The organism is Rhodococcus quanlei, assembly GCF_055231015.1.
This window is the reverse complement of the sequence record NZ_JBUYWD010000012.1, coordinates 229577-254474: the sequence shown is the minus strand read 5'-3', so window position 1 is coordinate 254474 and position 24898 is coordinate 229577. Positions and strand designations below refer to the sequence as shown.

Genomic DNA, 24898 nt, shown 5'->3' with positions numbered 1-24898 from the left:
GTCGCCCTAATTCGGCCGGAACGCTTTCACGAAACGTCGCTGCCACGGTGTCTCGACGGCCCGCCTCGAGTAGTGCTCACGCACGTAGGTGACAGCATGACCTGGGGCGACGCCGTCCAACACCGCCAGGGCCGCCAATGCGGTTCCGGTACGGCCATATCCGCCGCTGCAGGCGATCTCGACCCGTTCCTGCTCGGAACGTTCCCACAGCTCCACGAGGCTGACCCGAAACAACTCCCGGTCGGATGGCAGCCAGAAGTCGGGCCACCGAATCCAGCGGGACTCCCAGGGCAGGGGTGCCGGCCGTGTGCCGGTGAGATACAGGCCGAACGACGGTTCCAGGCCTGCGACAGAAGATCGGCGGAGCCCACGGCCGCGCACGCGACGTCCCGAGGGCAGACGCAGCACCCCTGGTGTCTCGTCGTCCCAGAGAATTGGCACCGCTCCCCTTCCCCTTTTCACTTTATACACGATCCGGGGCTCTCATGAGGTACGGATTTTCGGCCCATAATCGCTGCGAAACGCCAGAACAGCAGGCTAGGAGCGGGTGGATGAACTACGTGTGGAGCTTCCGCGAGGTCGACCGGACACAGATCGCGGTCGTCGGCGGCAAGGGGGCAGGCCTCGGCGAACTGTCCCGACTCGACGGCGTCAACGTACCGGACGGTTTCTGCGTGACGACAGACGCCTTCCGACGGATCATCGCCGCAACGCCGTCGATCGAGCACCGAATCGAACGGTTGTCACGCCTCGAAGCGGACGACCGGGAGGCTATCGCCACGTTGTGCGCCGACATCCGCGACGCCATCGAAAAGTGCACGATCCCAGACGAGGTGGCTGCCGAGATCATCCGTTCGCATTCCGCTCTCGGCGAGGACGGCGCCTATGCGGTCCGGTCCAGCGCGACAGCCGAGGACCTGCCGAGCGCATCGTTCGCCGGTCAGCAGGACTCTTACCTGAACATTGTGGGATCGGCAGCGATCCTCGAACACGTCAGCCGATGCTGGGGCTCACTGTTCACCGAGCGAGCCGTCACCTACCGGCTGCGCAACGGCATCGATCACCGCACGGTCCACATGGCTGTGCTCGTACAGCGGATGGTTCCTGCACGGGCGTCCGGGATCCTGTTCACCGCCGACCCGATCACCTGCGATCGGACGGTCACCTCTGTGGATGCCGGCCTCGGCCTCGGGGAGGCGTTGGTGTCCGGCACCGTGAACGCGGACGGCTACAAGATTCGCGGCGGCGTGGTCATCGACCGGGCCGGCGCCACCGAACAGCCGGTGCTGACCGACGCGCAGGTCGTGGAACTCGAGCGGCTGGGCCGGGAGATCGAAGCACACTTCGGGAGTCCGCAGGACATCGAATGGTGCCTCGACGACGACGGCTTCCATATCGTCCAGAGCCGGCCGATCACCACGCTGTTCCCGATTCCCGTGGCCGAAGACGGCCAGAACCACGTGTACGTGTCCGTCGGGCATCAGCAGATGATGACCGACGCAATGAAGCCCCTGGGCATCTGCGTCTGGAAGCTGACCAGCCCGGCTGCGATGGTCGATGCGGGCGGACGGCTGTTCGTCGATGTCACGCCGACTCTGGGATCGGCTGCGACCCGCGACGGGCTGGTGACAGCTCTCGGCAGCTCCGACCCGCTGATCGGAGACGCGCTGCAGACCGTCCTGGGCCGTGACGGCTTCGTCCGGACCCGTCCGAACGACTCGCCCGGTGCAGCACCGAAAGCACACACTCCAGACCCCATCGAGACCGACCCGGCGATCGTGACGGAGCTGATCGCACACAGCGAGGCCCGCCTCGAAGCCTTGAAGCGCGACATCCGAACCAAGTCCGGATCGGAACTCGTCGACTTCATCGAGGCCGACGTTGCCAGCCTACGGACCAGCCTGTTCCTTCCCCGGAGCATGCAGGTGATCACGGCAATCATCGACACCACTACGTGGCTCGGCGATCGGATGCAGGAGTGGCTGGGGGAAAAGAATGCGGCCGACGTGCTCACACAATCGGTTCCGCACAACGTCACCTCGGAGATGGGCCTCGACCTGCTGGATGTCGCCGATGCAATGCGGCCACATCCGGAGGTGGTGAGCTTTCTCCGCCACGTGGACGACGGAGGCTTCGAAACCGCCGGCTTCGGTGACGCACAGTTCCTGGACGAACTCGCGAAGCGCACCGGAGGCCAGCAGGCACGGGCAGCGATCGAGTCGTACCTGGACCGGTACGGCATGCGGTGTGTCGGGGAGATCGACATCACGAGACCGCGTTGGAGCGAGCGGCCCACCGCGCTCGTGCCCACGATCGTGAGCAACGTCGCGAACTTCGAACCGGGCGAAGGCAAACGACGCTTCGAGGACGGCGCGTGTGCAGCCCGGAACAAGACGGACGAACTACTCGAGCGGCTGCGCGAGTTGCCCGACGGCGAAGCGAAGGCCGAGGAGACTTCGCGGATGATCGATCGCCTGCGCACCTTCGCGGGGTATCGCGAGTACCCGAAGTACGCCATGGTGAGCCACTACTTCGAACACAAGAAGGCCCTGTTGCACGAAGCGCAGACTCTGGTACGCGCCAGCGTACTCCGGGAGCAGGAGGACATCTTCTACCTGCGGCTCGGTGAACTGCGCGAACTCGTCCTCACACACCAACCGTGCGACGAGCTCATCGACGAGCGGAGGGCCGCCTTCCACTCGTATCGGGCGCTCCGGGCACCGCGGGTGCTCACCTCGGACGGAGAAGCCCTCACCGGCGCCTACCGGCGAGACGATGTGCCGGACGGCGCGTTGGTGGGGCTGCCCGTCTCCACCGGAACAGTCGAGGGCCGTGCCCGCGTCGTGCTCGACATGACCGAAGCCGACGTGGAAGCGGGTGACATCCTCGTCACCGCCTACACCGACCCGAGTTGGACTCCTCTGTTCGTCGCCGTCGCGGGCTTGGTCACGGAGGTGGGTGGACTGATGACGCACGGCGCGGTGATCGCACGCGAGTACGGGCTTCCGGCCGTTGTGGGTGTGGAGCACGCCACCACTCTGATCCGCGACGGACAGCGGATAAGGGTCGACGGAACCAACGGGCACGTCGAGATTCTGGAGGAGTGAGCTACCAGCGGACGTGCCACTTGACCTTATTGACTTGACCTACTTGACCAAGGATCATGAGGGTATGAGCACTCCCCTGAAGAAGGTAGTGGACGACCAGTTGGCTGCGAGCGGAATGGCCACCGAGCAGCTCGACGACGACGACGCGCAGTACGTCGCCGCCGGTGTGAGGACCGTTCTGTCGAACCTGACGGCTCGCCGCGTCTGGGAGAACCACGTTGGTCCGATCCTGACCCACAAGCAGGCGGTCGACGTCACCGGATGGTCGAAGCAAGCACTCAGCCAAGCAGTGCGCGAGAGCCGGGTGCTGCGGCTGACAGCGGCCGACGGAACGGTCGGCTACTGGTCGGGCGGCTTGACCGACACCGCCCCGCACGTCCCGATCCGGGGGATCAAGGAGGTGTTGAAGGCGTGGGCGCCTGCCGACGGGCACGCCTGGACCTTTGCCTCGTGGATGTCGAGCCTGCAGCCCGAACTCTCCGGCCGCACACCGCGACAAGCCCTGCTCGACGGTGACACGGTCGAGGTCGTCAGGCTCGCCCGGCAGGCCTCCGATCGACTCGCTTCGTGAGGGCTTCGCGAGCCACGCAACACCTCACCCCACCACCGTCCCCCGACGCGCTCCGGGGGGCGGTTCCCTGTGACCATCGTGCCCTCCGAGACAACGACCTACCGCACGCACCGGGCCAGGTTCGCCCCGTGGTGGTTCGGCACCGGGCTTGGTGGGCGTTTCGACCTTCCCGGCCCTGACGGCACGTGCTACGTGGCAGAGACGTCGCTGATCACCCTGCTCGAGACATGGGTCGGTATCCAGCTCGTGCCAAGCACCGAGATCGCAGATCGCGCCGTTTCCACACTGGCAGTCACACGCGACCTGCACGTCGCCGACACGACGTCGAACGCCGCGATTCGGTTCGGGATGACAGCGGAAATTTCAACGACGCCCGACTACGACCTCACTCAGCAGTGGGCGCAGGCGCTCCGTGCGGCAGGCTTCGACGGCATCCGATATTGGGCACGCCACGACCTGGCCCACACGGACGCCTGCTTCGCGTTGTTCACCCTGCGCGGGGACCAAACCAGCACGGTGGCAGCTCCCACCGACTTCACGGTCCTGGGTACCGACGTGCTTCCCGACCGCCCGGACCTGTGGAAGTTATTGAAGGCCACGACAGGCATCGAGGTGCTCGACATCCCTGGCAGCCTCTGAGGCCACGGCAATCAGCGATGCGAACAGCGGCAAAAGGCTCCGACCACTTGGTCGGAGCCTTTGCGTGGAGCCCCCTGTCCGGATTGAACGGACGACCGCTCGCTTACAAGGCGAGTGCTCTACCACTGAGCTAAGGAGGCGAGTGGAGCGCGCTCATCATATCCAATGCTTTTACTCAGGTATCGCCCACCCACATTGGTTAGCGTTGTCGCATGAGTACATCGGAGATCGCAACGGTTCTCGCCTGGCACGAAGCTCTCAACTCCGGCGACGTGGAGACACTGGTCGCACTGTCGAGCGACGACATCGAACTCGGCGGGCCCAAAGGTGCGACACAGGGGCTCACCGCGCTCGAGGAGTGGGCCGGCGCGGCGGGCATAACTCTGAAACCCGGGCGGATGTATGTCCACGACGGTGTCGTGGTGGTCGAACAGGAGGCCAGTTGGGCGTCCGACCCCGAAACGACTCATAATGTTGCCTCGGCGTTCCGGGTGGTCCACGACCAAGTGACCTCCACGTTCCGCCACGACACCCTGGCGGCCGCCTTCGCCGCCACCGACCTGTCCGAGAAAGACATCATCTGAGCGTATGGCCGACTTCACTGCGTTACTGAACCGCCTCGCAGGTTCCCGCCGCGCCACCATCGACAGGGTCACATCGGCGCCGGCGCCGCTGCAGCCGATCGACCTGACCGATGATGCGCGCGTCACCGAAGTACTCGACCTCGCCGTCCGCGTCGGCGAGGTCCTGTTGGCATCCGGTACGTCCGCGATGGACGTCGCCGAGCAGGTTCGGTTCATCGCCGCCACCTACGGTCTGGCGCAGTGCGATGTGGACGTCACGTACAACTCGATCGTCCTGTCCGCCTACCGTGGACCGACATTGCCGCCGGCCAGCACCATGCGGATCGTGCGCTACCGCTCGATGGACTTCACCCGCCTCGCCGCGGTGGACCGCTTGACGCGGCGCATCCGGCGGGAGGCGATTCTGCCCGACGTCGCGCACGAGGAACTCACGGCGGTGACCACGGCGCCGCACCCGTACAACCGGTGGATGGCGACCTTGGCGTGGGCAGGGATGGCAGCGGCTGTGTCCGTACTCCTCGGCGGCAGCCTGCCGGTCGCCTCGATCGCATTTCTGACAACGGTGGTGATCCACCGACTCAACCGCGTCCTCAACCGAATCGGTTTACCGTTCTTCTTCCAGCAGTTCGTCGGCGGACTTGTCGCTGCCACGCCGGCTGCCACGCTGTATACGTTCCAGAACCAACTGGGGATCGACATCAGGCCGGCACAGATCATTGCGGCCGGTGTCGTGGTGTTGCTGTCGGGACTGTCACTGGTCGGTTCGGTGCAGGATGCAATCATGGGGGCTCCGATCACGGCCGCCGCGCGCTTTTTCGAAGTGGTGATGATGACCGGTGGGATCATTGCCGGCGTCGGTCTGTCTCTGCGATTGACGGGGATGTTGGGCTCGACACTGCCGCCGATCAACGTGGAGTCCACCAACCTCGCCCGCATGCCCATCTTCATCCTGGCGGGCGCGTTCGCGTCGTTGTGCTATGCGCTCGCCTGCTACGCGGAGCGACGCGCTCTCACAGCGGCGTGGATGGGCGGCTTCGCTGGAGCCACCGTCTACGCGGTAACGGAGTTACTCGGAATCGGGCCGGTAATCGGCTCGGCAGTCGCTGCCACCGTCGTCGGTTTCGCCGGTGGCCTGCTGGCACGCCGTTCACTGACCCCACCGTTGGTCGTCGCCGTCGCCGGCATCACGCCACTGCTGCCGGGCTTGGCGCTGTATCGCGGTTTGTATGCACTGCTGAACGACGACCCGATCATCGGCTTGAGTGCAATGCTGTCCGCATTCGGTATCGGTTGTGCTCTCGCCGCAGGGGTGACTCTCGGCGAATGGATGGCACGTACCCTGCGCCGCCCCCGCATCCTGCAGTTCGAGGATTCGATCCGCCGACCCACGTTCACCCGACGCAAGCGTCCGGCGTCGAGGAGCCGCGCCGCCTGACCGGGCGGCTGCCGATCACACGAAAAGCGGATCGGGGGCAGGAGTCGATCCCCCTGCCCCCGATCCGCTCGGTGCTGTGCTGGTTCGCGTCAGCTCGTGTCGACGTCAGCTCTTGTCGACGCTGTGGCGGCCGCCGGACTTCTCGTCGGCCTCCATGGCCTCACGCAGACTCTTGGGCCGCATGTCGGTCCAGTTCTTCTCTACGTACTCGAGGCACGCTGCGCGGCTCTCCTCGCCGAACACCACACGCCATCCGGCGGGAACCTCCGAGAACGTAGGCCAGAGTGAGTGCTGCTCTTCGTCATTGACCAGCACGTAGAAGCGGCCGTCTTCATCATCGAAAGGGTTAGTGCTCATCTCGCCTCGCTTGTCACGTACGTGTCCTTTGGTCTCACACTAGCAAGCGTGTCCGTCTGGTCACGCCTGGTTAGAACAGAGGCCAGGATATCCCCTGCCCGCACGGCGACGTTCGACAGCAGAGACGAGGTGAGTCCGTGTGTCTTCTCGGTGCCGCCTTGTAGATAGATTCCCCCGGATACCTCCGGGGAAACCGCCAATCGATAATCTCGACCGACAACCGGGGGCTGGGCCTCATCCGGAGCGAGATCTCCGAGGATCTCGCCGAGCGGCGCGGGCGTGAATCCGGTGGCCAACACCACGGCATCGCAGGTCAGCGTGTCGGTGAGCCCGTCCATCGTGCTGTGGACACCGACTTCGACCCCATCCGCGGTTTCCGTGGCCTCGACGATCTCGGAGGCGCGGCGCATGAACAATCGGCGCGCACCCCGGACCATTTCCTGGTATTCGGTGGCGTAGAGCTCGTTGATCAGGTCCAGATCGACCACCGAGTAGTTGGTGGCGCGGTGCAGTTCCATGATCCGCACCCGCTCCGCTTCCGAGGCGCCGTGCAATTCGTCCACTGCCTCGGGATCGAAAATGCGGTTGGCGTACGGGCTGTCGTCGGCAGGACTGTACCCGTACCGTGCGAACACGCTGTGGACCTCGGCCCGCGGATAGTTGGTGTGGAGGTACTGGACGATCTCTGCGGCGCTCTGGCCGGCGCCGAGCACCACGAAGCGCTGATGAACCGGCTCCGGCATGTTCTCGAGGTGGAACAGGAACTTGTGGTTGTGGAAGCACCGGTCCGACGGGACTGCCCACTCGGGAATGCGCTCTCGGAGTCCGGCAGCGACGACGACGTTGCGTGCAACGACGCTGCTCCCGTCCGATGCGGTGACCTCGAAGCGGTCGACGATTCCGTCGTCACCACGGATGCCACGCACGCCCTCGACACTGGTTCCGTACCGAACATCGGCGTCGACTCGGCCTGCAGCCCACTGAAGGTAGTCGTTGAACTCGTGCCGCGTGGGAAAGAAGGTCTGATGGTTGACGAAGTCGACCAACCGTCCACGATCGAACAGGTACGAGAAGAAGGTGAATCGACTGGTCGGGTTGCGGAACGTGACCAGGTCCTTGGGGAAGGCGATCTGCATGGTGGCGCCGTCGAGCAACATTCCGGGGTGCCACGCGAACGAGTCCTGCCGTTCGAAGAACCGGGCGGTCAGCCGTTCACCGGGCGGGCAGGTCTCGTTGTGTTCCTCGACCGCGATGGCCAGCGCAAGATTGGCGGGGCCGAACCCGATTCCGACGATGTCGCGGACCTCATCCGGGTTGCCGGCGCTCGCACGCGGCGATTCGTTCATTGCTCGTCGTCCATCCTCGGCCGCCCCACCTGAGCCACCCTCGACTCAGCTGCCGCCGTATGCGTTCCATGAAAGATAGTGAAGCCTACCCTGGCCAGAAGGAGGGTACCAACGTTCGTCGATTTCATAAGGGTCCCCTCATATCCCTGAAGTGCGATATCGATCACCGCCGGTCATTCTAGTCCTCCGATTGCCGCCCTCACCTCGGACAACAGCTCGTTTGCCCAGGTCGTGACGACCCCCGGATCGAGTACATCCGAGGAGAACGTGAAGTGGGCATGCACAGGTCCGTCACCGACCGGCTCGTAGAAACTGAGCGTCAGATCCGATTCGGGTACACCCACGGGCACAGGCCAGAAGCCACCCAAGGCCCCGAGATCACCGAAACGGGCCTGCTGATGATGAATCAGCAGCACCTGTGGACGAAGAGCATCCGCGTCACCCATTGCTGCCGTGACGTCCGCGAACGGAACGTCCTGATGCTCGAGCGCCCGGAGGTTGCTCTCCCTGATGCGCGACAACAGTTCCGGCATGGCCGGATCACCACTGGTGTCGGTTCGCAGCAACAAGAAGTCGGCGAAACAGCCGACGAGCCCTTCCAGAGCCGCCTCGGTTCGTCCCGCCGCAAGGGAACCGATGGGAAGGTCCTCCCCTGCCCCGTTGCGGGTCAACACCTTCGCCAGCGCCGCTTGCAGAACCATGAACATGCTCGTCCCGGACGCAGAGGCCACCGCATCGATACCCCGATGCAGTTCGGCATCGATCTCCAGCGAGACGAACTCCGCGCGCCGCTCCGTGATGCCGGACGCCGGCAGCTCGAGGCGAGCCGGTACATCGGCCAATCTGCCACGCCAGTAATCGAGCTGGCGAGTGTGCTCGCTGTCCGGATCGCCCGGATCGCCGAGCAACTCCTTCGACCACACCACGAAGTCGGGATACGTGACGGGCAGAGGCTCCCACGCCGGCTCCTCACCCTCCACACGAGAGGCGTACGCGCCGAGCAGGTCACTCAGCAGCGGCACCACCGACCACTCGTCCACCGCGATGTACTGCATCGCCGCGAGCAACACCTGTGTGCCATCACAGCCGGAGACCAGGCACAGACGCAGCGGCGGCTGTTCCCTCGGATCGGTCGTACGCTGGGCGAGTTCGAAGACCCGACGGTGCAGGTCGCCGTCACCCACGTCCTCGAGTTCGAGGACCGGGCGTACCGCCTCCTGCGCCACCACATGCCCATCGACCTCGACATACACCGTCCGTAGCGGCTCGTGCCGGGACGAGACGTCGTCGAGTGCCTGCGCGAGGGCCTCGGGATTCACCCGTTCTGTCAGGGTGAGCGCGAGCGCGTGATCGGCGTGCACTCCTTCTCCGGCAGTCCGGTACCGATTCCAGTGCGTGCGTTGCGGTCCGGACAAGGGCAGGGTTTCGGGGCGCACGGCCGACGTCAGCGCCGGACGACCACCGTCACCACCTGCGTCGACGAGGTGCGCCAGACCTGCGACGGTCGGAGCATCGAACACGTCCCGAATTCCGATACTCACACCGAAGCGTTCTCGAATGCGGGCCACCAACTTCATCGATGCCATCGAGTGCCCACCGAGATCGAAGAAGTCGTCGTGAATTCCGACGTTCGGCAGATACAGAATCTCGGCAACTGCAGCCGCAATCGAGATCTGAGTCTCGGTCTGCGGGGCAGCGTCCCCGACCAGATCCGACCAGTCGGGGGTCGGCAGCGCCTCGCGATCGAGCTTTCCGTTGGGCGTGAGCGGCAGCGCACCACCCAGCACCATGACCGTCGACGGAACCATGTAGTCGGGCAGCGAGTTCGCGACGTGCTCGCGGATCTCTATCGGATCGAGGTCACCTGGCCCGGTCACGTAGCCGACGAGACGGACAAGATCTCCTTCGCGGTCTGCCACTGCGGCCGCCTGATTCACCTTCGGGTGCGAACCCAGTGCTGCGATGATCTCGCCGAGTTCGATGCGGAAGCCCCGAACCTTCACCTGCTCGTCCACACGTCCGAGAAAGTCGATGTTGCCGTCGCGGCGCCACCGCGCACGGTCTCCGGTTCGATACATACGTTCGGTTCCGAACGGGTTCGCCACGAACCGGCACACCGTCAGATCGGGACGACCCAGGTAGCCGCGTGCCAGACCACGGCCGGCGAGGTACAACTCACCGGCAACCCCGGGTGGGACCGGGGCGAGCCGGGAATCGAGAATGTAGACCTGCTCGTTGGGGTCGGGAATACCGATGGGCACCACCGAGTTCCATCCCGGCTCGGCTTGCCACAACGTGTTGTTGACGGTGACCTCCGTGAGGCCGTAGGCCGCCAGCAGGTTCAGCCTGCCGGCCCACTTGCCGATCAATTCCGGTGGCACCGTCTCGGTTCCGACCAGAACCGTGCACCCTTCCGGAATCAGACAGTCAGGCGGAAGTGCCGCCAGCAGCGACGGCGGAATGATCGCGTGACTGACCTGATGGCGATCCATGAAGTCGGTGAGCTCCGGCCCGGCCACACGCGCCTCGTCCGGCACGATCACCAACCGCGAACCGGTGCACAACGCCATCGCCAGCTCGAACACCGCGACGTCGAAGCCGACGGACGCGAACTGCATCACCACCGAGCCCTGCTCGAGGCGCATCCGTTCCTGCGCTGTGGCAACCAGGCTGGGAATGCCGTCGTGGGTGAGCACGGCACCCTTCGGCTTGCCCGTCGAACCGGACGTGTAGATCACGTACGCGGCATGATCGAGCCCTTCGGGCTCCGCCGGGACCCTCTGCGCGGATTCACCGCGCAGCTCTGCCACTGTCGACGGGTCGTCGATCAGCACCCGCACGAGTCCTGGGACCTCGTCGATCCGCTGCGTTTCGGTCATCGTGCTCACCAGCACCGCGGCGGCAGAGTCCTCGAGCATGAACGAGATTCGCTCGCGGGGGTGGTTCAGATCCAACGGCAGGTAGGCGCCGCCGAGCCGCAAAACCGCGAGAACCGTCGCCACGAACTCGGCCGAACGCGGAATCGCCAGGCCCACCACATCTTCGGCGCGCACGCCACGTCGATACAGCAGTCCTGCGATCTGGTCCACCCGCGCCGACAGCGCGGCATAGGTCGACCGACCGTGCGAGTCGACGACGGCGATCGCGTTCGGGGTGGCCAGGACGTTGCGGTGGAATGCCTGGTGGAACGTTTCCTCCGGCACCTCGCAGTCGGTGTCGTTGAAGGTATTCAGCACCAGATCGCGCTCACCGGCGAGAAACACGTCGACATCGCCGACTCGGACACTCGCGTCTGCAGCCACCGCATCGAGCAGGTTCGCCTGCCTGGACACGATGGTTTCGGCCGTGGTCCGGTCGAAGAGGTCGGCGCTGTACTCGAGGCGCAGTTCCATTCGTCCCGGACCGTTCCCGTCGGGCAGATACTCAGTGTAGTCGAACACCAGGTCGAACTTGGCGGTGTGCTCGTCCACCGAGAGCGGGGTCAACCCGCGGCCGCCGACAGTCTCGTCCCGCCTGCTGTGATAGCCGACCATCACCTGGAACAGTGGGTTCCGCGCCGCTGTACGTGACGGATTCAGCTTCCCCACCACGGACTCGAACGGAATGTCGGCGTTCGAGAATGCAGCAAGGTCCACCTCACGCACCCGATCCAGCAACTGCGCGAACGTCGGGTCGCCCGACACATCGGTTCTCAGCACGACCGTGTTGACGAAGAACCCGACCAGCTCGTCCAGACCGGGTTCGCTTCGTCCCGCCACAGGTGCACCCAACGGCAGATCGTCGCCGGCACCGAGCCGGTGCAGCAGGGCTGCCGACGCCGCGTGCAGAACCATGAACATACTGGTGCCCGAGTCGCCGGCGATCTCACGCAACGACGTCGTGGTGTCGTCGCCGAGCACCACCTGCACGGCACCACCGGAATAGGTGGGCCGCGGCGGCCTGGTGCGATCGGTGGGCAACGCCAGCTCGTCCGGAATCCCACTCAGAGCCGAACCCCAGTAGTCGAGTTGCTTGGCGGCAAGGCTGGAAACAACATTCGGGTCGCCCAGAAGTTCCTGCTGCCACAGCGTGTAGTCGGCGTACTGGACCGCCAACGGACTCCAGGTCGGCGCCGTCCCGGCGGCACGGGCGGCGTAGGCGGTCATGAGGTCGTGCGTGAAGGGTCGGTCCGACCACTCGTCGGTCGCGATGTGATGCAGCACGATCGCAAGCACCTGCTCACCGTCTTGTAGTTCAACGATCGTCGCACGAACCGGAATCTCGTTCTCGAGATCGAACGGCCGGCCCACTGCCGTGCGTAGTACCTCCGACAGTCCGGCGTCATCTGTTTCGACGACGTCGACGGACGGTGCGGCGTCGTCGAGAATCTGCTGAACGGGTGCGCCGTCGTGCACGGTGAAGACCGTTCGGAGCGACTCGTGACGATCCACCACGTCCCCGAGTGCCTGGGCGAACACGGAAGGATCGAGTGCGTTGTCCAACCGGAAGACGATCGGGAAGTTGTACGCTGCCGAGCCGCCTTCCATCTTCTGGATCAACCACAGTCGTTGCTGCGCAGGCGACAACGGCAGTGTCTCCGGACGCGGCCCGGCGGTGAGGACCGGCCTCGACGACGCGCTGCGGCTGTCGATGCGTGCCGCCAGCTCACGCACCGTCGGAGCCTCGAACAGATCCCGCATCACCAGTTCGGCCGACAGCGCTGCGCGGGCACGGCTGATGAGACGGGTCGCGAGCAACGAGTGCCCACCCAGATCGAAGAAGTTCTCGGTGACGCCCGGTACGGGAATGTCGAGGATCGTCGAGAACAACTCGGCCAGGGCTTCTTCGGTGGCGTTCTCCGGGCGGACCTGCTCACCCGACCCCGCACCGAGGACCGTCGACGCCGGAGGCAACGCCTTGACATCGAGCTTGCCGTTCACCGTCATGGGCAGCGAGTCGATCTCGATGATTGCCGCGGGAACCATGTAGTCCGGCAAAAGTGCCCGCAGTGCCTGTGAGTGGTTGACGAGTCCAGAGACTCGCACACCGCGCACAGGGGCGACGTAGGCGACCAAACGGTCGAAACCGCCCGGACCCTTGGCGGCAACGACCGCAGCCTGCCGTACGTCGTCCAGCGATTCCAATACGGACGCAACCTCACCCAGTTCGATGCGGTGACCGCGAATCTTCACCTGGTCGTCGGTACGCCCGAGGAAGTCGAGGTTGCCGTCCGCTCCTCGGCGCACGAGGTCACCCGTCCGATACATACGTGCGGATGGTGTGTACGGGTCGGCGACGAACCGCTCAGACGTGAGCGCGAACCTATTCAGGTAGCCGCGAGCCAGGCCGACACCGGAGATGTACAACTCGCCCGGAACCCCGTCCGGAACGGGGCGCAACCACGAATCCAGCACGTACGCCCGTGTGTTCCAGATCGGTTTACCCACGGTGGGAGTTGCACTGTCACCCGTGCCGGCACCCAGGGTGTTGATCGTGTATTCGGTGGGTCCGTACAGGTTGTAGCCGCACGTTCCGTCCGTGTCGCGCAGATGATTCCACACGGCGTCGGACACGGCCTCGCCGCCGAGCAGCACGAGCGGCGGGCGATGATGTCCGTCGCCGTCATCGAGCAGTCCCTCTTCGATGAGGTGCTGCGCGTACGTGGGCGTCACGTTCACCACGTCCACGGAGTGCTCGTCGCAGTACGCCACCAATGCCTCGGCGTCACGGCGCAGGTTCTCGTCGCAGATGTGCACCTCGTGGCCTTCCACGAGCCACAGCAGCTCCTCCCACGACATGTCGAATGCGAACGACACCGTGTGCGCGATCCGAAGTCGCCGACCGCCCGTCGCACGGATCACCGGCTCGAAGATCGCATCACGGTGATTGAACTGCATGTTCGTAAGGCCACGGTATGCCGTCACGACGCCCTTGGGCCTGCCGGTGGAACCGGAGGTGTAGATGACGTATGCCGGGTGTTCCAGCCGTCCCGGGGTACCCGGGGCGAACGATCCCAGTTCTTCCGGCGACAATGTCGTGGCGGGCAGTGACCACCACTCTTGCGTGTCGAGCAGAACGGTATCCACGGGTGCCGCCGCGAGCGAGCCCGCCACGTCCGAGGTCGTCAGGAGAACGACGGGGCGAGCATCCTCGATCATCCCGACGAGACGTTCTTGCGGATGGTCGAGTTCGAGTGGCAGATATGCCGATCCGGTGCGCAGCACTGCGAACAATGCCACCACCATGTCGATTGTGCGCGGCAGCCCGAGCGCGACGATCTTGTCCGGACCCGCACCACGAGCCAGCAGCAGTCGCGCCATCCGGTTGATGTCGCCGTCCAGTTCGGCGTAGGTCATCGACCGTTCCCCGAAGACCAGTGCGGTCTCGTCGGGCTGCAAGAGGGCGACATCACCGAAGAGGTCCGCGATCGTGCTCTCCGGCAGAGCATGGTCGGTGTCCTCGACCTTCGGCAACGCCGGGACGTGAGCGCGGGCGACCAGCCCGTCGACGGACCGCGACCATTCCTCGAGCAATCCGAGGAAGTGCTCGAGCATGGCCTCCACTCGGTCGGCGTCGATCGCGTCCGGATGGAACTCGAACTTCACCTTCACCGACGCACCGGGCGTGACGACGACCGTCAGTGGGTAATGCGTGTGGTCGATGCTGTCGCCACCGCTGATGTCGTGCGCCGCGTTGAGCGCCGACACCTGGTTCTCGTCCACGAAGTTCTGGAGAACGTACAGGACGTCGAACAACTGGCGATGCGGCGAACTGCGCTGGATGGACGCCAATCCGAGATAGTCGTACTGGCCCAACGCGAGTCGGTCCGCCTGGGTGCGGCGCATCAGATCCGCGACGGTCTCGTCGGCCCGCAACGTCATGCGCACCGGCACGGTGTTGAGGAACATACCGGCAACTGCGTCGATGCCCGGGACCTCCGGCGGACGCCCCGCCACCGTTGTACCGAACACCAGATCCTTGTTGCCGGTGGCCGTCGCGATCGTCACCGCGAGCGCCGAGTTGAGCACCGCGTTGAACGTGACGCCGGCGCCTCGGGCCACGGTGCGTAGCTTCTCGCTCAGGTCCTGAGACAACACCCGGTCACGGCGTTGCGGCAGCTGCGGCTCCCCCTTGACCGGATTGGCCAGCAACGTCGGCTCGTCGAGGCCACTCAGTGCGCCGGACCACGCCGCCTCGGCCGCGCCTTGGTCACGAGAGGCCAACCAACGCAGGTAGTCCTCGAACGTGCCCTCGGGTTCGGCGTACCCGGTGTCGTCGCCACGGGACTCGTACAGGCCGAGCAACGCACTGACTACGAGGCCGTTGGACCAGCCGTCCCACAACAGGAACTGCCGATTGACCACGAGACGGTCGTGGTCGTCGGTCAGGCGCAACAGCATCGCCCGCCACAGCGGGGGCGACGTGAGGTCGAACGGGGTTGCGCGGTCCTGGGCACCCAACTCGACGGCACGCGCCTCTCGCTCGTCCTCGTCGAGGTGCCGAAGATCGTGTTCGACGACCGGCACATCGAGACCTGCGCTGATGAACTGCACGGGCTCGGACAGACCTGCAGAGACGAACCCGGCGCGCAGCATGGGATTTCGGCGCTGCAGTGTGCGCAGTGCGGCGTGCAACCGGTCGACGTCCAGACGGTGACCGAAGTCCAGCGAGAACTGTGCCGTGTAGATGTCCGCACCGTCGTCCAGTGTTGCCTGGAAGTACAGGCCCTCCTGCAGGGGAGACAGCGGCAGCACCGTGTCGACCCCGGCAGGACTGTCCGCGACGATGCGGTCGATGTCGGTCTGGCTCAGGTCCGTCAGCGGAACATCGGACGGCGTCAGCAGCGACGGCCCGGAATGGCTGTTCGCTGCGGCCGCCAGGTGGCGCAGGGCATCGATCCAGCCGTCACCGAGTGCGTCGACATCTGCGACGGTGAGGTCGGTATCGGACCACGCGAACACGGTCCTCATCTCGGGTCCTTCGGCACCGTCCTCGCACACCGCGTTGATCACCAGTCGGTACGGTCCGCCGAGATCCACGTCCGGGTCCGTCGACAACGCATCCGATTCGGGGGCAAGTGTCCACGGCCCGTCGCCCACGGCCGGCATTCTGCCCAGGTAGTTGAACAGCACCTGGGACTCCGAGCCCTTGCCAAGCGCGCCGGTGGTGCGCGCATTGAGGTACCGGAGCATGCCGTAGCCGATGCCGCCGTCCGGGGCGCCGCGCAGATGTTCCTTGACGTTCTTCAGAACGGTCACAGCCTCGTCACCGTCCGCGAGACGAACAGGTGCAACATTCGTGAACCAGCCGACGGTGCGCGACAGGTCGACGCCCGCAGCGAGTTCCTCGCGGCCGTGACGTTCGAGATCGACGAGCAGATCGCCTCGACGACCCTTCGACGTGAACCACTCGGTGACCGACAGTCGAAGTGCTGCGAGCAGGACATCCGTGACGTCCGCGTTCACCATTGCCGGCGCTGCCGTGAGGACGGCGGCAGTGGTCGCCGCGTCCACGGTGAACGTGCGTCGGGCGCCACTGCCCACCACCGCGTGCCCCACCACGTCCGGAATCAGGTCGCCGCCGGGCGCGGTGACCGCTGCCCATCGTTCGAGCTCCGCGAGGCGGGAGGATTCCTGCGCTTGGAGCGCGACGATGCGCGAGTAGGTCCGCAACGGTGTGACCACCGGGTCCAGCGCCGGTGTCTCACCGGCAGCAGCTGCAACCGCCGCCATGGCCAGATCCTCGAGCAGCACCCGCCACGAGACACCGTCGACCACCAGGTGATGCGCCACCAGCAGAAGCCGACCCTGCTCCCCTGCCCCGGCGTCGAACCACACTGCGGACAGCATGGTTCCGGCGTTCGGGTCGAGCTGCTCGGTTGCGGCTTCCGATTCGGTGGTGACCAGTTCGCGCAGCGTCTGCTCGTCGAGGCCGACGGTCTCGACCCGTCGCACCGGCACGGCGGCATGCTCGGTGATCTCGAGAGACCACACGCCGAGTGCGTGACGAGTCAGACGCTGACGCAATCCATCATGATGCGCGACCACGGAGTCGACCGTCGCCGAGATCGTCTCGTGCGTCATCGCGGGGGTGCGCACCAGAACCGACTGATTGAAGCGGTCCTTGCCACCACTCCACTCGGACAGGCGATGAACCACCGGAAGCGGCAGCAATTCTCCGACACCGGACTCTGCCGGAACGGTGATCGCCTCGGCCGCAGCGTCGCCCACCAACCGGGCGAGTGCCTCGGGGGTGCGCTGTTCGAAGATCTGCCTCGGCGTGATGGTGATGCCGTCGCGCCGGGCGAGATTCACCAACCGAACAGCGAGAATGCTGTCGCCGCCGAGTGCGAAGAAATCGTCCGCGGTACTCACGGTGTCCAGGCCGAGGATCTCCGCGTAGTGGCGGGCCAGCGCAGCGCCCACACCGCCGACCGTGGTGGCGGCCACCTGCCTATCCGTACTTCTGGGCAGTTCCGGCGCCGGAAGCGCCTTGCGATCCAGCTTGCCGCTGGGGCTCAGCGGCAGCTCCGTCAGCGTCACGAATGCGGTGGGCACCATGAACTCGGGCAATGCGCCTCGGAGTCGTGCCCGGACATCGTCGAAGTTCGGAGTGCCGACGACGTAGCCGACGAGCTGCTGATGGCCGGGACGATCGGAGCGTACGAGCGCGACGGCCTGCAACACGCCAGGGCACTGTGCGAGCTGTGCCTCGATCTCACCGAGCTCGATGCGGAAGCCCCGCAGTTTGACCTGGAAGTCGGAGCGTCCGAGGTATTCGAGAACGTCGTCGTCGTTCCAGCGGGCAAGGTCGCCGGTTCGGTACATGCGAGCACCATCTCGCCCGAACGGGTCGGCGACGAAGCGGTCGCTCGTCACAGCCGGGCGGCCGAGATAGCCGCGTGCCAGTTGTGGTCCCCCCAGATACAGCTCTCCCGGCGATCCCTGCGGCACCGGTTGCAGGTACCTGTCCAACACGTACAGTGCGGTCCGGTACGCGGCCGAGCCGATCGGGACGGACGGTGCGGTGGCCCGCACATGCTGGACAGACGCGTGCCGGGTGACTTCCACCGACGCTTCGGTGGGGCCGTACATGTTGTCGACCTCGACGTCCGGAAGCAGTTCGGCCACACGCCGTGCCACGTGGACCGGCAACGCCTCACCGCTGCAGTTGATCACCCGCAGACTGGTGCACTGCGCGGCCGTGGGCTCGGTCAGGAAGGCTTCGAGCATCGACGGCACGAAGTGTGTGCGCGTCACCGATTCCGAACGGATGAGCCCGGACAGATACTCGGGGTCCTTGTGACCATCCGGCTTCGCCACCACCAGCGCGGCTCCAGCCGTGAACGGCCCGAAGAACTCCGGTACGGACACGTCGAAGCTGGACGGTGTCTTCTGCAGCACCCGATCGGACGTTGCCAGTGGGCTGACCGACTGACCCCAGACGAGTCGATTCACCACGCCCTGGTGTGGGACCACCACCCCCTTCGGCCGACCGGTCGATCCCGACGTGTAGATGACGTAGATCGGGTGATCGGGGCGTAAATCGACGTCGACGGGTTCTGCCGAATATTCCTGCAGCGCCGCACGATCGACCGGAATGGTCGGGACGTCGGTGTCCGGCAGCCGCACTACGGCATCGGTCAGTACACAGACCGGTGCCGCGTCGTCGAGCATGTGAGCAAGGCGGTCGGCGGGATATCCGGTGTCCAGCGGCAGGTACGCGCCACCGGCTTTGACCACAGCAAGAATCGACACGATCAGCTCGACGGAACGCGGCAGCGCGATGGCCACGACCGACTCGGGTGTCACACCGCGTTCGATCAGCAGATGCGCCAACCGATTCGAATCACGATGCAGCTGCGCGTAGTCGAGTCGTTCACCCTCGAACAGCAGGGCTGGGTCGTGCGGGGTGCGCAGTGCCTGCTTTTCGAGGAGCGCCTTCACTGTGGTGGCAGGAACGTCTACGGCACCGGAACGAGCCGCACCGTGCGTCAGCCGCGCCAACGGCACCTCCGCCACCGTACGGTCCATGTCCTCCGCCACTGCGGTGAGGTACGCGATCAATCCGTTCGCCACACGGTGTGCCGTTTCCGAGTCGATACGAGTCACGTCGTACTTCAGGTCGAACGTGAGCGAATCACCCGGCACCACGATCAGCGTCAGCGGGTAGGCCGGGTTCTCGTCGAAGTCGATGCCGGTGATGTGCACCGTGCCGGTGGGGTCGGCGATGCCGTCGTCTCCGATCGGGTAGTTCTCGAACACCACCAAGGTTTCGAACAAGTCCTTCAACCCGGCCACGCGACGTAGTTCCGGCAGGCCCAGATACTGGTGGTCGAGCAGCAGCAACTGTTCGCCCTGGCACCGGGACAGTACGTCGGAGACCTTCTCCGTGGCCGCGAAACGGATCCGCGCGGGCACGGTGTTGATGAACAGCCCGACCATGCCCTCGATGCCCGGAAGATCACCGCCGCGGCCCGACACCGTCGATCCGAAGACCACGTCGTCGGCACCGGTCATGCGGCCCAGCAACAGGCCCCACACGCCGTGTACGAGAGTGCTGAGCGTCAGTCCGCGAGTGCGAACTGCTGCAGTGAGGGCAGCCGTGGCGTCCTGCGGCAGTTGCACTCGCACTTCACCGTCGGCGCCCGGATCGGGCGAGCCGCTCGGCAGTTCGAACCGGTCACCGGCGTCGGCCAACGCCGCCCGCCACGCCTCGTGGGATGCCGCACGGTCACGAGAGGCGAGCCAAGTCAGGTAGTCGCGGTACGGGGTGGCAGGTGGCAGCGGTGAGTCACCCTCCGCCACGCCGTAGTGGGCCATCGATTCACGCAGCATCACCGGAACCGACCAGCCGTCGGCGACGATGTGATGGATGGACTGCAGGAGAACGTATTTCGACTCGTCGACTCTCGCCAGTGTGTAGCGGAGCAGCGGCGGGCGTGTGAAGTCGAATCCGCGCTCCCGCTCGGCGCGCAGTACCTGCCGAATGGCGGCGTCGACGTCCACGCTCCCGCGGAAATCGACGGTGTCGAGGGGGACGGGCACGTGGTCGTGCACGACCTGAACCACAGTTCCGTCGAACAGTTCTTGCAGGCCTGTCCGTAGCGCCGCGTGCCTGTCCACGACGGCCTCGAGACCACGGTGCAATGCGGTCGCATCCACAGGTCCCGTCAGTTCGACGACCTGCTGCACCACGTAAGGATCGGTCCCGGCCTTGTCGAACACCGACTGGAAGTAGATGCCCTCCTGCATCGGCGTCAGCGGAAGCACATCGACGACGTTGGAATCGATCGATGCGGAATCGAAGGATTCGAGATCCGACTGGGTGACGGGTACCAGCGGGAAATCCGACGGTGTCGCTCCGCCGAACTCCGCACTCTTCGCCAATGCGGTGAGAGCGGCGGTCCATTCGCGTGCGAACGCCTCGATCTCGGTGCGCTCTAGAACACCAGCAGCCCAGGTGAGCGTGGTTCGCAACGTCGTGCCGTCGGGGCCCTCGAGTGCAATCACATCGAGCGTCACGGCGTACCCGAGTGGCATGTTCGGATCGCCGCCGCCGCTCATCTCGACCGGCAGCCAGTCCGTGTCGTCACTGCGAGTAACGCGACCGAGATAGTTGAACAACACCGGTGGCGTCACCGCGAGCTCGTCATGGCCTGCCAGGTACCGCAGTGTCCCGTACCCGAATCCGGCGTTCGGAGTGCGGCGCAGTTGCTCCTTCACCCGCTTGAGCGCACCACCGAGATCGCTCGGCAACGTGAGATCGCCGGTCCCGGCATCGAGCGCCACCGGGAACACCGTGGTGAACCACCCCACCGTTCGAGAAAGGTCGATGCCGGGGCCACCGGGCACCCGCCCCAGCTCTTCTTCTCGGCCATGCCCTTCCAAGTCGACGAGCACAGGCCCTTCGCCGCGGCCCCACCGTCGCATCGCAGCGGCGAGCGCGGTCAGCAGAACGTCGTTGACATGCCCACGGAAGGCCGCCGGCACGGACGTGAGAAGTGGCGCCGTGATAGCGGCGGGCAGCGTCGACTCGAGGGACTGCGCCGTGGCGACCGTATCCACCGTCGGCTCCAGTTCGCGCGAACCGAGCTGCGTGGGCGTCATGGCGGACACCTCCTGCCAGTACGGCAGTTCGTCGTCGAACGCTCCGGCAGCCACTCGCTCGTTCACAAGCTCGGTCCATCGACGCAAAGACGTTCCGACGGGTGCGAGTTCCGGTTCGGCGCCTGCCATCGCGGCCAGGCCCGCACGCGCGAGGTCCTCGACGATCACTCGCCACGACACACCGTCGACAACCAGATGGTGGGCGACGACGAGCAACCGCCCAGGTTGCCCGTCGACGCGGATCAAGGCGGCCCGCAGCATCGCCGCACTGGCGGGGTCCAGACCACCGACTGCGTCCGCGCTCACGCGGCGCACCACGTCGTCGTCGATACGCTCGGCCGCGATCTCTTGAACCAGGTCGGCGGTCTGCATCGCGGACGGGACGGTCAGCGTCCACCGGTCATCACGCACCAAACGAGCCCGAAGTGCGTCGTGACGTTCGACGACCGCCGACAGCGCGACGCGTGCGTGCTCGATCGTGAAGTCGGCGGGAACGCGCAGCAGCACCGACTGATGGAACCCGGCGATCGCGCCACCCGAGTTCACCTGCGTCCTGGCAATGATCGGACTCGGGCCGACGTCACCGATCGCGACATCGTGTTCGTCGACCAGGACGGCGGCCCTGCCCTGCTGTGCCTTCGCTATCGCCTCCGCGGTCCGGAGCGAGAACACCTCTCGCGGGGTGATCGCCACTCCGCGCTCGCGTGCATGATTGACCAGCTGGATGGCGACGATGCTGTCACCGCCGAGCGCGAAGAAGTCGTCCGTGACACCTATCGAGTCCACGCCGAGCACGTCGGCCATGAGCTCGCACACCAGCGCCTCGTCGTCGGTGCGCGGCGCCACACCTTCACCGGCGGTCGCAAGATCGGGTTCGGGAAGGGCCCGCCGGTCCACCTTGCCGTTGGGGGTGAGCGGAAACTCGGCCATGACCACGAAGGCCGACGGCACCATGTACTCGGGCAGTTTCGTGGATGCCCAGGCTCGGAGCGAGTCGGCGGTCGGAGCGTTCCTGGATTCGGCGACTGCCTGATCGGCAACCACGTATCCGGCCAGGTACTTTCCGCCGTTCGGGCTCTGCCGGACGGTGACGGCGCTGTGCCGCACATCCGGGTGCGAGCTGAGACCTGCCTCGACATCCTCGAGTTCGAGACGCATTCCACGGATCTTGACCTGATTGTCGACGCGGCCCAGGAAGTCGAGGGTGCCGTCGGACGTCCACCGTGCGACGTCGCCGGTGCGGTACAGACGGGATCCGTCCGAAGCGAAGGGATTGGCCACGAAACGGGACGAGGTGAGCCCGGGAGCGCCCGTGTAGCCACGGCCGAGCAGGAACCCACCGGCATACAGTTCACCACCGTGACCGATCGGCACCGGCTGGAGATTCGTATCGAGCACGTACAGCTGCGTGTTGGGGTTCGGGACACCGATGGACGTGGCGATCCGTTTCGCATTCTCCCGATAGATCACGTGGGACACCCCGATGGTGGCCTCCGCAGGTCCGTAGCCGTGATACAGCGTCGTGGAGAGTTGATTGCGGAACCGTTCGAACAGGCCGGGCGTCAGCACCTCGCCGCCACACCACACGTGCTTCAAGTGATCGAGCGCCCCGGTGCCCCGCGCCAGGTCGAGGAGCACATCGAGCATCGACGACACCAGGTAGACGAAGGTGACTCGCTCGCCTGCGATCAGGTCGAGCAGGTACTGCGCGTCACGCTCGCCGTCCGGCTCCGCGATGACCAGCCGACCACCCGAGATCAGTGGCAGAAGAATCTCGTTCACCGAAATGTCGAAGGCCAGCGGCGCCTTGAACAGAGAGGCGTCCCCCCGGCCGAAGTTCAGGATTTCGTCGCGCTGCCACAGCAACCGGGCGCACACCGCTTCGTGCCGAATCATCGCCCCCTTGGGGCGCCCCGTCGAACCCGACGTGAAGATCGTGTACGCCAGCGAACCGCCGTGCACGGACACCGGAGGGAACTCGGTCGAGCGGTGTGAGTACGCCCAGTTCTCGAGGTCGGCGACGACGGCTCGCTCGTCGTCCGCCGAACCTGCGAGGCCGGTGAGGATCAACTCCGCACCGGACTCGGCAAGGACGGATTCCCGGCGATCGGCCGGCCAGGACGGGTCGAGCGGAACGAAGGCACCACCGGCGGCCATCGCAGCGAGGATTCCCACCACCATCTCAGCCGACCGTGGAAGTCCGATCGCCACAACACCTTCCGGCCCCAGACCTCGCATCTGGAACTCGTGGGCCAGTGCTGCCACGCGATCACCGAGATCGCGGTACGTCAAGCGGGTCGACCCGGCAACCAGGGCCTCCGCATCTGGGGTCGCGGCGACCGATGCCGCAAACAGTTCGTCCACCGTCGTGCGCACCTGACCGGTAGCGGTGTCGTTGAACTCCACCATCAACCGGTGACGTTCCTGCGCAGTGAGGGGGTCTAGGGAGGCAATGGCCGACGACGGCGCGGAAACGAACTGGGCGAAGAAGTGTTTGAGGCGCAGCTTGTGCCCGAGCAGTTCTTCGCGCATACCGTGCGGAGCGCGCAGATCGATCCGGATCGGCACCCCGTCCTGTCCGCCGCGCACCGTGAAGTCCAGATCGTCAACGGGCCCGGTCGCGGAGTTGTGCACACTCGTGGTGGCTTCGTCGAGGGTGAGCGCGTGCTCGAACATCATCGAGTTGACGCCCGGTCCGAATACTTGCCGGTCCGGGTCGATGTCCCGGACGTCGCGAGCGAGGTCCTCTCCTCGGTACCGGCCGTGACGGAGTGCTGATACGAGGGTGGCGTCCACGCGCTTCGCAAGCGCCACCACGGTCGTGGCCGGATCGACCTGAACCCGGAGCGGGAGGATGGTGGACACCATTCCGGGAATGCTGCGCATCTCGCGGCCCACGCGCGCCGTCATCGGCAGGGACACCGTCAAGTCGCGCTGACCGGTGGTCCGGTGCAGGTACGCAACGAGCACCGCCATGGGCAGGCGAGTTCTGCGGATCCCGGAGTCGGCTGCGAACGCATACAGACGATCGGCGTCGTCGCCGCTGATCTCGACGGTGGCGAGTTCGGGAGCGCCACTGCCCCCCGTCGTCGCAGGCAGCAACCGAGGTGGCTCCGCACCGTCCATCACCTGCGAGAGCCAGAATTCGCGGTCGGATTCGAACCTGGCGGACTCGCGGTAAGCACGATCGAGTTCGACGAGCCGCGACACCGACCACGAACCGGCCGAACTGGTGCCATCGCCCTCGTATCTCTTGACGACATCGTCGACGAGGAGGCTGATGCCGTACCCGTCCATCACGCTGTGGTGATAGCGCTGGAACCAGAAGAGGTTGTCGTCTGCCGTTCTCAGGAGCGCCTGCCGGAAGAGTGGTTCGTCGGCGTCGAGGCTCACGCTCGTACGCATGTCCTGATCCATCCACCTGTTGGCGGCCTCGAGCGGATCGGTGGCGCCGCGGACATCGATGACCGTCAGATCCCAGGCGTCGGGCACCGTGGGTGTCTGGACGAGGGCCCGATCGCCGACGAACCCGAAGCGAACGTGCAGCGCTTCTGCGTGCTCGATGGTCGCCCGGATGGCGTCCTGCAACCGAGCGAGATCGACCGGTCCGGAAACCTCGGCGACCACCGACAGGTTGTATGCCGAACCTTCGCCCCTCAACTGCTGTCCGGTCCAGATCTCGGACTGCGCTGCGGTGACCGGCAAGGACGTCCGTGTCCCGGGGAATGCGGGTGCAGCTGAGGACGAGTGGTCCGGCGACATGTGAATCCG

General features: G+C 65.6%; 9 protein-coding genes and 1 tRNA gene. 5 read left to right on the top strand and 5 right to left on the bottom strand.

What is annotated here, in order from left to right; all coding sequences use genetic code 11:
• Positions 1-6: 6 nt before the first annotated feature.
• Positions 7-441: a protein-tyrosine phosphatase family protein gene (locus tag ACZI8Q_RS11890; RefSeq protein ID WP_463373729.1), complete on the bottom strand. Its 435-nt coding sequence runs from the start codon at positions 439-441 to the stop codon at positions 7-9.
• 110 nt (positions 442-551) lie between these two features.
• On the opposite strand from ACZI8Q_RS11890, the gene rph reads away from it, so the two are divergent.
• The 3 genes from rph to ACZI8Q_RS11875 all read left to right on the top strand — a co-directional run bounded on the left by rph (position 552) and on the right by ACZI8Q_RS11875 (position 4317).
• Positions 552-3107 (top strand): rifamycin-inactivating phosphotransferase, encoded by a 2556-nt coding sequence (rph, locus tag ACZI8Q_RS11885; RefSeq protein WP_463373728.1) that lies wholly within the window; start codon positions 552-554, stop codon positions 3105-3107.
• 64 nt (positions 3108-3171) lie between these two features.
• Entirely contained in the window at positions 3172-3678 is a 507-nt protein-coding gene (locus ACZI8Q_RS11880; protein WP_463373727.1) for a hypothetical protein, read from the top strand.
• A 69-nt stretch (positions 3679-3747) separates the two neighbouring features.
• A complete protein-coding gene (locus ACZI8Q_RS11875) occupies positions 3748-4317 on the top strand; it encodes an RES family NAD+ phosphorylase (RefSeq protein ID WP_463373726.1) in 570 nt (189 codons plus the stop codon).
• Between the two features lie 65 nt (positions 4318-4382).
• On the opposite strand, the gene ACZI8Q_RS11870 is transcribed toward ACZI8Q_RS11875, so the two are convergent.
• Positions 4383-4457, bottom strand: a tRNA-Thr gene (locus ACZI8Q_RS11870).
• A gap of 72 nt (positions 4458-4529) precedes the next feature.
• Here ACZI8Q_RS11870 and ACZI8Q_RS11865 point away from each other — a divergent pair.
• Both ACZI8Q_RS11865 and ACZI8Q_RS11860 read left to right on the top strand, forming a co-directional pair.
• On the top strand, positions 4530-4901 hold the full coding sequence (locus ACZI8Q_RS11865; protein ID WP_463373725.1) for a nuclear transport factor 2 family protein: 372 nt from the start codon (positions 4530-4532) through the stop codon (positions 4899-4901).
• Between the two features lie 4 nt (positions 4902-4905).
• A complete protein-coding gene (locus ACZI8Q_RS11860; RefSeq protein WP_463373724.1) occupies positions 4906-6336 on the top strand; it encodes a threonine/serine exporter family protein in 1431 nt (476 codons plus the stop codon).
• Positions 6337-6441: 105 nt separating this feature from the next.
• Here the strand turns inward: ACZI8Q_RS11860 and ACZI8Q_RS11855 are convergent, their stop codons facing one another.
• The 3 genes from ACZI8Q_RS11855 to ACZI8Q_RS11845 all read right to left on the bottom strand — a co-directional run bounded on the left by ACZI8Q_RS11855 (position 6442) and on the right by ACZI8Q_RS11845 (position 24889).
• Complete coding sequence (locus ACZI8Q_RS11855; protein WP_463373723.1) at positions 6442-6693, bottom strand: MbtH family protein; 252 nt, start codon at positions 6691-6693, stop codon at positions 6442-6444.
• Complete coding sequence (locus ACZI8Q_RS11850; protein WP_463373722.1) at positions 6690-8039, bottom strand: lysine N(6)-hydroxylase/L-ornithine N(5)-oxygenase family protein; 1350 nt, start codon at positions 8037-8039, stop codon at positions 6690-6692. Before ACZI8Q_RS11850 ends, ACZI8Q_RS11855 begins: the two co-directional genes overlap by 4 nt.
• Positions 8040-8212: 173 nt before the next feature.
• Positions 8213-24889: an amino acid adenylation domain-containing protein gene (locus ACZI8Q_RS11845; RefSeq protein WP_463373721.1), complete on the bottom strand. Its 16677-nt coding sequence runs from the start codon at positions 24887-24889 to the stop codon at positions 8213-8215.
• Positions 24890-24898 lie beyond the last annotated feature (9 nt).